This is a genomic window from Vreelandella azerica (assembly GCF_013112225.1).
GTDB classification, from domain to species: domain Bacteria; phylum Pseudomonadota; class Gammaproteobacteria; order Pseudomonadales; family Halomonadaceae; genus Vreelandella; species Vreelandella azerica.
The window spans coordinates 81,376-94,314 of the sequence record NZ_JABFHI010000005.1 but is presented as its reverse complement, the minus strand read 5'-3'; the positions used below and the strand labels follow the sequence as shown (position 1 = coordinate 94,314).

The following is a 12,939-nucleotide window of genomic DNA, read 5'->3' as shown; positions in this document are numbered from 1 at the left end:
GGCCCTAGTTGTGGCGTTCCTGAGCCGCTTCCTCCAGGCTGGCATCAAATACTTCTGGGTACTTGCGCCGCACCCTCAACAGACGCCAGATGGTAATGGCATTGGTCACCACCACCAGGCCTTCTGCCAGGGTGCCGCCAATCGAGCCAATCAGGATGTTGTTAAGCATCCACGCCAGCGCAGCCAGCCCCAGCCCGACCCGCATGGCAATGCCGCGTAGCAGGAACATGCTCAATGACCCCAGGGTCGCGGCGATCAGCGGAAACACATCAACCCAGTGCTGCCAGGTGAGCGCTGCCGCCAGCAGGTTGGCGAGCAGTACCCCCACCAGCACCTTGCGGCTGCCCACATAACGCCGCGCCAGCATGATGCGCACAATCACCAACAGGGTCAGCACCGCAGCCGTCCAGCTGGCAAAAAACATGAACTGCAGCGCAAAAGCCACATTGGCGGAGATCAGCAGCACCATCAAGCGATCATCCTGCTTGCTGGCAAAGGCGGCTATGCAGATTGCCAGGGCCACCAGGCCAAAAAACTGCCCTGCCAGCAGACTGACACCGTATGTTTCCCACATGATTGTTAAATCTCCTTAAAGTAGCCAGCCCCAATGAATTCAACATTTTTATGCAAGCGGTATGCGACAGATCATTACTCAGGTACGTTTTAAAGCGGTTAACGTGGTTTTCAGCTACAATTAATGTAACTTAATTCTAGATTAGTGATGCCATTACAGGCTGACGCCCGCCGGCAATCTTGCTGTGTTCGAACTCCGTAACAGGACCCTTTTCATGGAGCATCAACACAATGCTATCTGCACCGCGTCAGATAGCCCTTTACTCTATCGCTATCGCGCTGCTTTTCTGCAGTCTCGTGAAGCTATCGTGTTTTTCAGACACGGGCGCATCATTGACTGTAACCCTGCCACCTTGGCACTTTTCGCCATTCCTCAAGACGAGGACCTGGCCACACTGGATATTGAACGTCTTTCCCCCACCACCCAACCTGATGGCAAGCTCAGCAAGGTACAGGGCGCCAAACTGATCGCGCAGACGCTGGAAAGCGGCCGATGCTTTTTGAATGGTGCCTTAAGGATCTGCACGGTCGCGAATTCAGCGCTGAGGTCATGCTTTACCGCCTCGACCTTCCTGATGAGGGTACCCTGTTACAGGCCACGGTGCGCGATATCAGTGAACGTAAAGCCCAGCGTATGGCCCTGCTGCAGCGCGAAAAAGATCTGCTGGAAGCCCAACGTATTGCGCGTCTGGGCAATTGGGTTTCAGACTTTAACAGCGGTGAGATCCGCTGGTGTGAACAGATTTACCAGATGTTTGGCCGCCCTTTCGGCGAGCGGATCAGCCACGATATCTTCATGCAGGCTATCCACCCGGAAGACCGCAACGCCGTGCAGACCGCCTTTGATGCAGCCTTGAAAGGGGCGCCCTATGATGTCATTCATCGCGTCGTGCGCCCGGACGGTAGCATTCATACACTACACGAGCGGGGCCAGGTTGAATTCACCCCGTCAGGCTGGGCGCTGCGCATGATTGGCACGGTGCAGGACATCACCGAACAGCAACGCCTGGAAGATGAGCTGGCACGCAATGCCATTACTGACCACCTGACCGGTGCTTACAACCGCAAACGCTTTGATGAAGAAATTGAAAAGACCCTGGCACGGCGGCGGCGTAATGGTGTGATCAGCGCCCTTATCATGCTGGATATTGACCATTTCAAGCCGATCAACGATACCCACGGCCATGACGTAGGCGATGATGTTCTGGTGGCTCTCACCCGGCTGCTCAGTGCCAACCTGCGTGTACCCGACCTGCTGGCCCGCTGGGGCGGCGAAGAATTTGTGATCATTCTGCCTGACACTGACCTGCTCGAAGCCCGCCATCTGGCCGAACGCCTGCGCCGCCTGATTGCAGAACACTCTTTCGCGGTGATCGGCCATCTCACCGCCAGCCTGGGTGTCACCACTCTACAGCCCACCGATAACCCGCGCAGCTGCATGAAACGCCTCGACGACGCTCTCTACAAAGCCAAGTTTGCAGGCCGTAACCAAGTGGTTGAAGCCCAGCCGGTGATGGATAACTAACCGTTAGCAAACGTGTCCTGTTCTGGTAATGATCCAGCTCAGTAAAAACATCCTTTGCGGCCGTACGAGTCGCTTTGACGCACTCCCCTTGGTGAAACTCATCTTTCGTCGTAGTCTTTAATTCCAGTACACAATCTGTACACGTAATTGAGGAATGATTATGGCGGCGCTTGGCGCACAACAATTATTGACCCGGCTGGCAGCGACTGAGCGGCGGCGCTTGGCGATAGCGGTTGTGTCCGGCACCCTGGCGGGCGCATTGACCTGGGCGCAGATGTTGCTGTTTGCCTGGCTGGTTAGTGCTCTGGTGGTGGATGCGCAGCCACTGGAAAGCCTGACGGCGTTGTTTGTATTGTGGCTGCTGATTCTGCCGCTACGCGGCCTGCTCACCTACGCTCAGGAAAGCGTTAGCCAGCAGGCGTCGCTGGCCATTCGCCAACGCCTGCGCGGCGAGCTGCTATCACACTTGGCCGCGCTCGGGCCGGTGCGCCTGGCCAGCTATCATTCAGCCTCATTGGCACATCAGCTGGTTGAGCAGGTGGAAGCCCTGGACGGCTATTTTGCGCGCTTTCGAGTGCAGATGTGGCTCTCAGTCTTACTGCCCCTGGGCGTGCTGATCATCACCTTGAGTCTTGACTGGCTGGCAGCGCTGTTTCTGTTTCTGTCCGCGCCGATGATTCCGCTGTTCATGTCGCTGGTCGGCATGGGGGCCGAGCGCCTTAATCGTGACCAGTTTGCCGCCGTGGCGCGTCTTTCCGGGCACTTTATTGATCGGGTACGCAGCCTGACCACGCTGCAGCTATTTGGCCAGACCGCCAGCGCCCAGGAAAGTGTTCATCTGGCCTCCGAAGGCTACCGTGTCCGCAGTATGCGCACCCTGCGGCTGGCGTTCCTGTCCTCAGCCGTGCTGGAGTTTTTCGCCTCAGTCGCGATTGCCGTAGTCGCTATTTACATCGGCTTTGGGCTACTGGGCTATATTGACTATGGCCCTTCTGATCAGCTCACCCTGTTCAGCGGCTTGCTGATTCTGCTGCTGGCCCCTGAGTTCTTCCAGCCATTGCGCAGCCTGGCGCAGCACTATCATGATAGGGCTGCGGCACTGGGCGCTGCCGATAGCCTGGTCAAGCTGCTGGATGAGACACCGCCGCCCAACCGTCAGGGCGAAGAGCAGACAACCCCTGCCGTCTTACCCTCTGAGGGTTTGCTGAGCCTGGAAAACGCTACGGTGACTCACCCTGGTCGCGGGCGCGTACTTGGGCCGCTGACACTGCAACTCCAGGCGGGGGAAACTGTCGTACTAACAGGCCCATCGGGCAGTGGCAAATCAACCTTGCTGCAACTGCTGGCCGGCTTTATCGACGCAGGGGAAGGCCAGCGCCACTGTGCTGCCGACCTGCGATTTGCCTGGATGGACCAGCGCCCGCTGCTGATTCAGGGCACTCTGGCGGATAATCTGCGCCTTGCCGCGCCAGACGCCAGCGATAGCCAATTGCTTGAAGCGCTGAAAAAGCGCATTTGGGAGCCTTGGTAAGCCAATTAGCTGACGGCATCAATACGGCCATCAGCGAGCGAGGCGTAGGGCTTTCCGGCGGACAAGCCCAGCGCTTGGCCCTGGCGCGCATTTTCCTTTCCCATGCACCGCTGGTACTGCTTGATGAGCCCACTGCCAGTCTGGATGAAACCACCGAGCAAGCCGTCATGAGCGCGCTAAAAGCGCTTCAGCAGGAAGGTCGCAGCCTGGTAATTGCTACTCACCATCCGACGCTGATGGCTCTGGCGGATCGCCACTGGCATATCGAACAGGGCCAGTTCAGCGAGCGTGACAGCGCAGCGGAGGCTCACCATGACGACACATGATAGCTTGATTGTCACCCTACGCCCGTGGCTGGCCGCGCTGAACAGACGGCGCAAGCGCCTATGGTTGGGCGCCCTGATCATGCTGCTGACGCTGCTCTCGGCGCTTGGCCTGCTGGCGGTGTCGGGCTGGTTTATTACCGCCACCGGGATTACCGGCTTGTTGCTTGCTGCAGGCATCGCCGCCAGCTTAGAAGTCTATGTGCCGGGCGGCGCGATTCGTTTTTTCGCCGTCAGTCGAACCGTTACGCGTTATATCGAGCGCATCTACAACCACGATACGGTACTGCGCCTGCTGGCCGACTTACGCACCCAGATGTTTGGCGTACTGTCGCAACTGGATGGTCACAGCCTAGCCAAGCGCCGCGCCAGTGACTGGCTCAACCGCCTGACCGCGGACATCGACACCCTGGACAGCCTTTATCTGCGCCTGATGGCGCCGCCGGCGGTCGCCCTGCTGGCGATCTTGCTGCTCAGCGCTGGCGTGGCGATTTTCGTCCCGCAGGCAGGGCTGCTGCTTGGTGTTGTGCTGTTACTCGGCTGGCTATGGCTGACGCTTGGCCAGGCACGGCTGGGGATGGCCGCCAGTGAGCGTCATGTTCACCAGCTGGAAGCCCTGCGCAGCCGGACAATCGAACAGCTCCAGGGGCTGGCAGAACTGGAGGCCTACTCAGGCCTTGATGATCATCGCCGCAAGCTGGACGCTATTGAACAACAGCTGCAGCAGGATCAGCGCCAGCTTGGCCGCTTTGCTGCCCTGGGCAATGCCCTGCAGGCCTGGCTGGTCAGCGCCGCGACCCTGATGACTCTGTGGCTCGCGGCCCTGGCCTGGCAGGCAGGCAGTATCAGCGGGGCGGTCATGGTCATGCTGCCCATGGCAGTGCTGGCCATGAATGAAGCCCTCGGTGCGCTGCCGGCGGCCTTCACCTGGCTGGGCGCGACCAAGGGGGCAGCGGCTCGGCTGAATCAGCTAGACGCTAAGCGAATGACGTATTCAGCAGGCACCACGGCGCCACCGCAGGACGCTAAAACGCTTTTGCTCGACGCGGTCAGCGTCGTCTATCCAGGCGCCTTGCAGCCCGCGCTTGATACGCTGTCATTCACTCTGGCACCCGGTGAGCGCCTGGCGATTACCGGCAATTCCGGGTCAGGCAAATCCACCCTGGCGGCGCTGATCAGCCGCCAGCTAGCGCCCTCTCAGGGGCATATCATGCTGGGCGGCATTAACCTTGCCGACTGGCCTGAACATGAGCTGCGCCAGCGGGTAGCCGTACTCACCCAGCACAGTGAACTTTTTGATGACAGCCTGGCTGCCAACCTGCGCGTGGCCTATCCTGAAGCAGATGATGACTTGCTTTGGCAGGCACTGGAAAACGTCGACCTTGCCGACTGGGCTAAAAGTCTGCCCAAGGGGTTGCGCACCCGGGTCGGTGAAGGGGGCGTCAGCTTTCCGGCGGCCAGGCGCGCCGAGTGGCACTGGCACGCCTTTACCTGCGCGACCCGGATCTGGTGCTGCTGGATGAGCCCTTTGCCGGCGTCGACAGCGCAACGGCACAGCGGTTGGCCGCCAGGCTGGACACCTGGCTACAACAACGCAGTGTGGTTTATCTGGTGCATCAGCGTCGGCACTCTCCGTCTCAACAGAGTGAGAGCAATTTACCCGGCGTTAGCCAACAGCGGGCACTTGCACCACGCTGACGGATCCGGCGCCACAAGCGCCAAGGAGCACTGCGACAATACGCCGTGCCAAAACGCGCTTTAAAAGCTGATAGGAGATTTGGTTTACTTTAAAATAAACATTATGCAATAAACTTATTCTTAAAAAGAATATTTGCATCGGTTTTTCCTGACACAAGCTGGAGGTCAACATGGACTTAGATCCGCTATTGTTATCCAGGCTGCAGTTCGCCTTTGTGGTGTCTTTCCACGCCATCTTCCCGGTGTTCACCATCGGCCTGGCATCCTATATTGCCGTGCTTCACGGCCTGTTCTATAAGACAGAAAACCCCGCCTGGGACCGCCTGGCCCTGTTCTGGACCAAGGTGTTTGCCGTGGTCTTCGGCATGGGGGTGGTATCGGGCATCGTGATGTCGTTCCAGTTTGGTACGAACTGGAGCAACTTCTCGTATGCCACCGCCAACTTCCTGGGGCCGGTTCTCAGCTATGAAGTGGTGACGGCCTTCTTCCTGGAAGCCGCCTTCCTCGGGGTGCTGTTGTTCGGGCGTAATAAGGTGCCAGAGGGTGTCCACCTGTTTGCCGCCATCATGGTGGCCATTGGTACTTTTATCTCATCGTTCTGGATTCTGTCTGCCAACAGCTGGATGCAGACACCCGCAGGCTTTGAAATGATCGACGGTCGTTTCCATATCGTTTCCTGGACAGAAGCGATCTTTAACCCGTCGTTCTGGTACCGCTTCACCCACATGGCATTGGCCTCCTTCCTGACCGGTGGTTTTGTGGTGGCAGGCGTCAGCGCCTGGTTCCTGCTACGCAAGCGTGATGTAGAAGCCAACAAGAAGGCGTTGTCCATGTGCCTGTGGCTACTGTTGATTCTGACCCCTGCCCAGGCAGTGGTCGGTGATTTCCACGGCCTGAATACTCTTGAGCACCAGCCAACCAAGGTCGCCGCTATGGAAGGTAACTGGGAAACCAGCGGCAATGTACCGCTGCTGCTGTTTGCCATACCTGACAAGGATTCTCAGAGCAATCTGTTCGAGATCGGTATTCCCAATCTGGCAAGCATCGTGCTGACCCATCATGCAGACGGTGAAGTGCCAGGCATCAGTGCTGTGCCGGTAGACGAGCAACCCCCAGTGGCGATTGTATTCTGGTCGTTCCGCATCATGGTGGGCCTGGGCTTCCTGATGATAGGGGTGGCTCTGGCGGGGCTCTTCCTGCGTCGCAAAGGCCGCGTTTTTGAAAGCCCTCTTTACCTTAAAGTGCTGGTCGGCATGATTGCCTCACCCTTTGTGGCGGTACTGGCAGGCTGGATCGTGACCGAAGCAGGTCGCGCGCCCTGGCTGGTGTATGGCGTGATGTCTCATGCCCAAGGTTTAACGCCCTCACTGACGGGCGGCATGGCACTGTTCACTCTGATCGGCTATATCGGCGTCTACAGCGTGGTCTTCCTGATCGGTGCCTACTACCTAAGCCGGGTAGTCCGTAATGGTATGCTGGAAGAACCTGTAGAAGTTGAGGGTGAAGTTGAACGTCCTAAGCGTCCATTGTCAGCTGCCCATACGCCTTTTGATGATGATACGGACAATAGCATTGAAGGAGCAAAAGCATGATTACTTTTGACCTAGCTATTATCTGGGCCGGCATCATCGGCTTCGGCATCATCATGTATGTTCTTATGGATGGCTTTGATCTGGGGTTGGGGATTCTCTACCCCTTCGCCCCAGATGAAGAGTCCCGAGATGTGATGATGAATTCGGTCGCTCCGGTGTGGGATGGCAATGAAACCTGGCTGGTACTAGGGGGCGCCGGGCTGCTCGGCGCCTTCCCGCTGGTCTACTCAGTATTCTTGCCAGCGCTTTATATCGGGGTGTTCCTGATGCTGGCCGGGCTTATCTTTCGCGGTATTTCCTTTGAGTTCCGCTTCAAGTCAAAGAAAAACCGCCATTGGTGGAACCGTGCATTCTGTTGGGGTTCTGCCATTGCCACTTTTGCTCAGGGGGCAGTAGTCGGTGCCTATATCCAAGGGTTTGCGGTTGAGGACTTTGTCTACGTCGGCGGCCCGCTGGATTGGCTGTCTCCTTTTACCGTACTGACTGGCCTCGGCATGATGGCAGGTTACTCGCTGCTGGGTGCCACCTGGCTGATTCTAAAATCTGAAGGACACGTTCAGCAGTGGGCCTACCGGATTGCGCCCAAGCTGCTGCTTGCGGTTCTGGCAGTCTTCGCCATTGTAAGCCTGTGGACGCCTCTGGTTAGCATGGAGGTGCGTGAGCGCTGGCTCAATCAGCTACATCTGATCTGGATATTCCCGATCCTTGCCCTGGTGTGTGCAGGCATGCTCTTTCGGGCCATCAAACGTCAGAGTGAAGGCTTGCCTTTTGTCATGGCGTTGGGCCTATTCATCTTTACCTACCTGGGCCTGATTGCCAGCAAGTGGCCGGTGATTGTACCGCCTAACTACACCATCTGGGATGCCTCCTCAGCACCGGAATCACAGCTGTTTCTGCTGATTGGCGTGCTGTTTGTCATCCCGATTGTGCTGGCTTATACCGCCTGGTCCTACTGGGTCTTCCGCGGCAAGGTCAAGGTGGGTGAAGGCTACCATTAATACGCAATAGATATTTTCTCCTCTGGCCAAGTGGCCGGACTTCAGGCGCCCCTAGTGGCGCCTTTTTTGGCTAAAAGGCTGCCATAACCTGCGCCTATCTTATTGATAAATTTGCTCCACTTGCTTATATAATAAAATGCGCTAAGATTATAACATATTCAGCAAGGGCGCCTTGAACGCGCTGACTGAACGACATTCACCCACTTGAAGAAACAGGAAACTATTATGGAAGCCCAGTTAGAAAAGCAGCCTGTCATGCCGCAATTGAATCGTCCGGCTCCGGATTTCAACGCCAAGACTACTCACGGCCAAAAGTCGCTGAGCGACTATAAAGGCCGTTGGTTGGTGCTGTTTGCTCACCCGGCTGATTTCACCCCAGTGTGCACCACGGAATTCTCCGGTTTTGCGACCCGCGCCGATCAGTTCGAAGCACTTAATACTGATCTGCTGGGCCTGTCGATTGATAGCATCCACGCACATATCGCCTGGACGCGCAGCATCAAGGATAACTTTGGCGTCGAGATTCCCTTCCCGATCATTGCCGATCTGGACATGAAAGTCGCCAATGCCTACGGCATGATCCAGCCCGGTGCCAGCGATACCGCAGCTGTCCGCGCCACCTTCGTCATCGACCCTGAAGGCATCCTGCGTGCCATGCTCTATTACCCGATGACCAATGGCCGCTCGGTGGATGAAATCGTGCGCCTGGTGCAGTCACTGCAGACCAGCGATGAACATGGCGTGGCCACGCCGGAAAACTGGCTGCCGGGCGAGCCGGTTATTGTTCCGCCGCCTAGCACGGCAGAAGCCGCTGACGCTCGCCATAGCGAAGGCCAAAAGGAAGGTTACGAATACACTGATTGGTATTTCTGCAAGAAAACGCTTTAACCGGCTGTCGATGGGGCGCAGACACGTCTTAGCCTTGTAAAAGCACCCTATCACCAGCATATACATGGATAGATACGTGCATAATCTCATCACTTATTGATATATCCTGTCCCCTGGGGTGGCCATGCCACCCTTGTGGTTCCAGCGCAGATATTTCAGGAGGCCGACATGCAAAGGTTTTCTCTCTCAAAGCACCGGCGCCCATACCCCAGACGTTGCAGGCTTTTTTGAGCCGCGCACCTTCAGCGTCCAGTACATCGTCAGCGACCCGGCAACGAAAAAATGCGCCATCATTGACCCAGTCCTTGATTACGATGAAAAATCAGGTGCTACCGCGACCCATCACGCTGATGAATTACTGGCGTATGTGGCAGAACAGGGGTTTGAAGTCGAGTGGATTCTTGATACCCACCCTCACGCCGATCACTTTTCCGCTGCCCACTATCTGAAGGAAAAAACCGGAGCACCCACCGCCATTGGCAGCTATGTCAAGGATGTTCAGGAGCTCTGGAAAGGTATTTATCACTGGCCAGACTTCCCAGCCGATGGCCGCCAGTGGGATCATCTGTTCAGCGAAGGCGATACGTTCAAAGTGGGTGACATGGACGCGCGTCATGTTTTCTCCCGGTCATACGCTGGCGTCAATCACCTACGTGATTGGCGATGCAGCCTTTATCCATGACACGATTTTCCAGCCGGATTTTGGCACCGCCCGCGCTGACTTCCCCGGCGGCAGCGCTAAGACACTATGGGATTCCATTCAGGCCATTCTCGCTCTGCCGGACGATACCCGCCTGTTTACCGGCCATGACTACATGCCTAATGGCCGTGAGCCCCAGTGGGAAAGCACGGTAAAAGAGCAGAAGGCGGTCAATCCCCATCTGGCCAATGTCAGCGAGGAAGGTTTTATTGCCCTACGCAACCAACGCGACAGCGAACTGCCGATGCCCAAGCTGATTCTGCATGCCCTGCAGGTCAACACCCGGGGTGGGCGTCTGCCTGAACCGGAAGCCAATGGTAAGCGCTATCTGAAAATTCCTCTCGACGCCCTGGAAGGCGCCGCCTGGGAATAACGCAACAGCGCTGCGCTATACTCAATAACGCCATCGCAAAAACCGCGATGGCGCTTGGTACTAAGGAGATGTCCTTGAATATTCACGAACTCGAACCCGGCTTTGCTATCAGCGAAGCTATAACTCCCAGTGACCTGGATGAAGTGGCCCAACGCGGCTTCAAATCAGTGATCTGCAATCGCCGCCCCGGCGAAGCTGACGATCACCCAGATGACGCTGCCCTGAGTGCCAAGGCCAAGGCGCTGGGCATTGAATGGCGTTGCATCCCGGTGACGCCGGGTGACTACAGCGACGCTGATATCGCTGCTTTTGGCCAGGCCCTTGATGACCTGGCAACGCCCATTCTAGCCTTCTGCCGGAGTGGCAAGCGTGCTGTTCATCTTTGGGCACATTCGAAAAGCCAGGGCGCCAGCTGTGATATTCCAGCTCTGCTGGCCGCAGCGCGTGAAGCCGGGCACAACCTCGAAGAGCATCGCTCTTTGCTTGAACAGGCGGCCGCCAATCAACAATAAGGCCACAGGCGGTTGACTATCATCCGTAATTTCGCGGTGTAGGCAAAGCCATCAGCGATGGACGCTGCACTGGGAGGTCAGCAGCCACTAAGCCAACAGGAGGGCTTTTATGTCAGTCGATGTCACCTTATGGGTTGTGTTTCTTGCCGCCTTGATTACTGCTTTGGCGACTGGCCTTGGGGCACTGCCCTTTCTGTTTGTAAAGTCCTTCAGCACCCGCTGGCTGAGCCTGTTCAATGCCCTTGCCGCCGGCCTGATGCTGGCCGCCAGCCATAGCCTGGTCAGCGAAGGCGGTCGCGATGGCCCTTGGTTAACGCTTGTTGGCATGGCGATAGGTCTTGTACTGGTGCTCGTTTCGGATTGGAGTATTCAGCGGCGTGGTTCGCCCGATGTCAGTGAACTCAGCGGTGCCAATGCGCGCAAAGCCTTGCTGATTCTCGGCATCATGACCATGCACTCCTTTGCTGAAGGGGTTGGCGTCGGCGTTTCTTACGGCGGCGGTGAATCCTTGGGCATGTTTATCAGTGCTGCCATTGCCATCCATAATATCCCTGAAGGGCTGGCGATCAGCCTGATTCTGATCCCCCGCGGCATGTCTGTGCTGAAAGCTGCTGGCTGGAGTATCTTCACCAGCTTGCCGCAACCCTTGATGGCCATTCCGGCTTTTCTGTTCGTCACCTGGTTTGCCCCCTTCCTGCCGATAGGGCTAGGCATTGCGGCGGGTGCCATGATGTGGATGGTATTTTCAGAAATTCTCCCTGATGCCCTTGAAAACGCATCTTCCAGCTCAGTCGCCACCACTGTTGTGCTGGCTTTTTTGCCATGTATGCGTTTCAGCATGCTATTCATTAAAGACTTCCATTGATAACACTTTTCATTCACATCCAACAGACAAGATGTAAGACGTTTGTCCATGCGGCAAAAAACCACATTTGTTACACGTCATTCTCAGCTATCCTGAAGTTATAGTTATTTACTTATAAGGATTAGCTATGAAAAGTGTCCATAAGGCAACGAAAAACTCCATTTTCCGCTATGCTATTCCACTGGCGCTGGTCTCCGCCCTTGCAGTGAGCACTACTGCTCAAGCAGAAGAAGATGCTTCCGCCTACCGTGAAACCCAGTTGGGTCTCTATGTCACCGCCGTAGAAGCCTACAACATGATTCAGCAGGACGACGACGCACTCTTGATTGATGTGCGTGACCCGATTGAGATCAAGTTCACCGGTTTTGCTGAGCCTACGGATATCCATGTGCCCTGGGTACTGGCTGACCGCACCCAATTTGATGCTGATGCTCAAACCTGGCCGATCAGTCGTAATACCGATTTCGAAGCGCAGATACGCAGTGCACTTGAAGAACATAACGCTCAGGAAAACACACCCATTATTGTCATGTGCCGCTCAGGCTCGACACGCAGTGCTCCCGCTGCCGACCTAATCGCAGAAATGGGCTTCTCGCAAGTTTATTCCGTCAGTGATGGCTTTGAAGGCGGCAGGCTGGCCGAAGGTGATTCTGCAGGTGTACGTGCCCGTAATGGTTGGCGCAACTCTGGCCTACCCTGGAGCTATTCGGTTGACCCTGATGTTGCCTGGCACGCAGACGAATAACCCTTTTTACCCGCTTTAATCTGCTTCACTCTATCGTTTGATCATTTGTGAACCATTACCTGAATTATTGGAGAAATTATGCGCCTGACACTGATTGCAACCGCCACGCTGGCAGCCACCGCTGCCCTTTCTACTCATGCCCTGGCCGAAAATCATGGCGACCACGCTGAGACAAATGATCAGGCTCTGATGATTGTCACCAGTGATGCGATTGAAACCCAGAGCATGGCTATGATTCTGGGTAACGCCATGCGTCAGCAAGGCACTGACCTGCACATCCTGCTTTGCGATGCGGCAGGTGATCTGGCCGTTGACGGTTACGCCAGCGAAGCGCCCATTAACACACCGCCCAGCAACCCCATGGAAAAGCTCGCACCGGAAGGCCTGCTTAAAATGATGATGGGAGAAGGCGTTTCAGTGGATGTGTGCGCCATCTATCTGCCCAATACCGATTACGCTGAAGATGACCTACTTGAAGGGGTTGGCGTTGCCGCGCCTGGCCCGATGGCCGAAATGATGCGCGACCCTGCCATTCCGGTTTTCGAATTCTAATTGCTACTTTCGAATATCGAAAATTGCACTAAGCATGCTTAATGACTGCCCGGCACTCACGCCG

General features: G+C 56.3%; 12 protein-coding genes and 2 pseudogenes. 13 read left to right on the top strand and 1 reads right to left on the bottom strand.

Features of this window, described 5'->3' with window-relative positions:
• Positions 1-4 precede the first annotated feature (4 nt).
• Positions 5-574 (bottom strand): YgjV family protein, encoded by a 570-nt coding sequence (locus tag HLB35_RS12605; protein ID WP_171702857.1) that lies wholly within the window; start codon positions 572-574, stop codon positions 5-7.
• Positions 575-788: 214 nt separating this feature from the next.
• On the opposite strand from HLB35_RS12605, the pseudogene HLB35_RS18965 reads away from it, so the two are divergent.
• From HLB35_RS18965 to HLB35_RS12550, 13 genes and pseudogenes are all read left to right on the top strand, one after another.
• Positions 789-980: pseudogene (locus HLB35_RS18965) on the top strand (PAS domain-containing protein); the annotation flags it as partial.
• Between the two features lie 86 nt (positions 981-1,066).
• Entirely contained in the window at positions 1,067-2,098 is a 1,032-nt protein-coding gene (locus tag HLB35_RS16530; protein WP_235937176.1) for a sensor domain-containing diguanylate cyclase, read from the top strand.
• Positions 2,099-2,258: 160 nt separating this feature from the next.
• Positions 2,259-3,629, top strand: coding sequence for an ABC transporter ATP-binding protein/permease (locus tag HLB35_RS12595; protein WP_328731812.1), 1,371 nt, complete (start codon positions 2,259-2,261; stop codon positions 3,627-3,629).
• A complete protein-coding gene (locus HLB35_RS18510) occupies positions 3,623-3,955 on the top strand; it encodes an ATP-binding cassette domain-containing protein (protein WP_328731811.1) in 333 nt (110 codons plus the stop codon). The genes HLB35_RS12595 and HLB35_RS18510 overlap by 7 nt, the downstream gene beginning before the upstream one ends.
• Positions 3,942-5,714 (top strand): thiol reductant ABC exporter subunit CydC, encoded by a 1,773-nt coding sequence (cydC, locus tag HLB35_RS16525; protein WP_328731810.1) that lies wholly within the window; start codon positions 3,942-3,944, stop codon positions 5,712-5,714. The genes HLB35_RS18510 and cydC overlap by 14 nt, the downstream gene beginning before the upstream one ends.
• 106 nt (positions 5,715-5,820) lie before the next feature.
• Positions 5,821-7,242, top strand: coding sequence for a cytochrome ubiquinol oxidase subunit I (locus HLB35_RS12585; RefSeq protein ID WP_171702856.1), 1,422 nt, complete (start codon positions 5,821-5,823; stop codon positions 7,240-7,242).
• Positions 7,239-8,240, top strand: coding sequence for a cytochrome d ubiquinol oxidase subunit II (gene cydB / locus HLB35_RS12580; protein WP_171702855.1), 1,002 nt, complete (start codon positions 7,239-7,241; stop codon positions 8,238-8,240). The genes HLB35_RS12585 and cydB overlap by 4 nt, the downstream gene beginning before the upstream one ends.
• A gap of 225 nt (positions 8,241-8,465) precedes the next feature.
• Positions 8,466-9,128 carry a peroxiredoxin gene (locus tag HLB35_RS12575; protein WP_171702854.1) on the top strand — a complete coding sequence of 221 codons (663 nt, stop codon included), beginning with the start codon at positions 8,466-8,468 and terminating at the stop codon, positions 9,126-9,128.
• Positions 9,129-9,252: 124 nt separating this feature from the next.
• A pseudogene (locus tag HLB35_RS12570) lies at positions 9,253-10,201 on the top strand (MBL fold metallo-hydrolase).
• A 68-nt stretch (positions 10,202-10,269) separates the two neighbouring features.
• Positions 10,270-10,713 carry a protein tyrosine phosphatase family protein gene (locus tag HLB35_RS12565; protein WP_171702853.1) on the top strand — a complete coding sequence of 148 codons (444 nt, stop codon included), beginning with the start codon at positions 10,270-10,272 and terminating at the stop codon, positions 10,711-10,713.
• Positions 10,714-10,822: 109 nt separating this feature from the next.
• Positions 10,823-11,578, top strand: coding sequence for a ZIP family metal transporter (locus tag HLB35_RS12560; RefSeq protein WP_171702852.1), 756 nt, complete (start codon positions 10,823-10,825; stop codon positions 11,576-11,578).
• 127 nt (positions 11,579-11,705) lie between these two features.
• Complete coding sequence (locus tag HLB35_RS12555) at positions 11,706-12,323, top strand: rhodanese-like domain-containing protein (RefSeq protein WP_171702851.1); 618 nt, start codon at positions 11,706-11,708, stop codon at positions 12,321-12,323.
• Positions 12,324-12,401: 78 nt separating this feature from the next.
• Positions 12,402-12,875 (top strand): DsrE family protein, encoded by a 474-nt coding sequence (locus HLB35_RS12550; protein ID WP_235937174.1) that lies wholly within the window; start codon positions 12,402-12,404, stop codon positions 12,873-12,875.
• Positions 12,876-12,939 lie beyond the last annotated feature (64 nt).

Excerpts from the sequence above, each read along its gene's own strand:
- HLB35_RS12560 (WP_171702852.1), top strand. The coding sequence starts at position 10,823 with ATGTCAGTCGATGTCACCTTATGGGTTGTGTTTCTTGCCGCCTTGATT.
- HLB35_RS16530 (WP_235937176.1), top strand. The coding sequence starts at position 1,067 with ATGCTTTTTGAATGGTGCCTTAAGGATCTGCACGGTCGCGAATTCAGC.
- HLB35_RS12595 (WP_328731812.1), top strand. The coding sequence starts at position 2,259 with ATGGCGGCGCTTGGCGCACAACAATTATTGACCCGGCTGGCAGCGACT.
- HLB35_RS12550 (WP_235937174.1), top strand. The coding sequence starts at position 12,402 with ATGCGCCTGACACTGATTGCAACCGCCACGCTGGCAGCCACCGCTGCC.
- HLB35_RS12605 (WP_171702857.1), bottom strand. The coding sequence starts at position 574 with ATGTGGGAAACATACGGTGTCAGTCTGCTGGCAGGGCAGTTTTTTGGC.
- cydC (WP_328731810.1), top strand. The coding sequence starts at position 3,942 with ATGACGACACATGATAGCTTGATTGTCACCCTACGCCCGTGGCTGGCC.
- HLB35_RS12565 (WP_171702853.1), top strand. The coding sequence starts at position 10,270 with ATGTCCTTGAATATTCACGAACTCGAACCCGGCTTTGCTATCAGCGAA.
- HLB35_RS12575 (WP_171702854.1), top strand. The coding sequence starts at position 8,466 with ATGGAAGCCCAGTTAGAAAAGCAGCCTGTCATGCCGCAATTGAATCGT.
- cydB (WP_171702855.1), top strand. The coding sequence starts at position 7,239 with ATGATTACTTTTGACCTAGCTATTATCTGGGCCGGCATCATCGGCTTC.
- HLB35_RS12555 (WP_171702851.1), top strand. The coding sequence starts at position 11,706 with ATGAAAAGTGTCCATAAGGCAACGAAAAACTCCATTTTCCGCTATGCT.
- HLB35_RS12585 (WP_171702856.1), top strand. The coding sequence starts at position 5,821 with ATGGACTTAGATCCGCTATTGTTATCCAGGCTGCAGTTCGCCTTTGTG.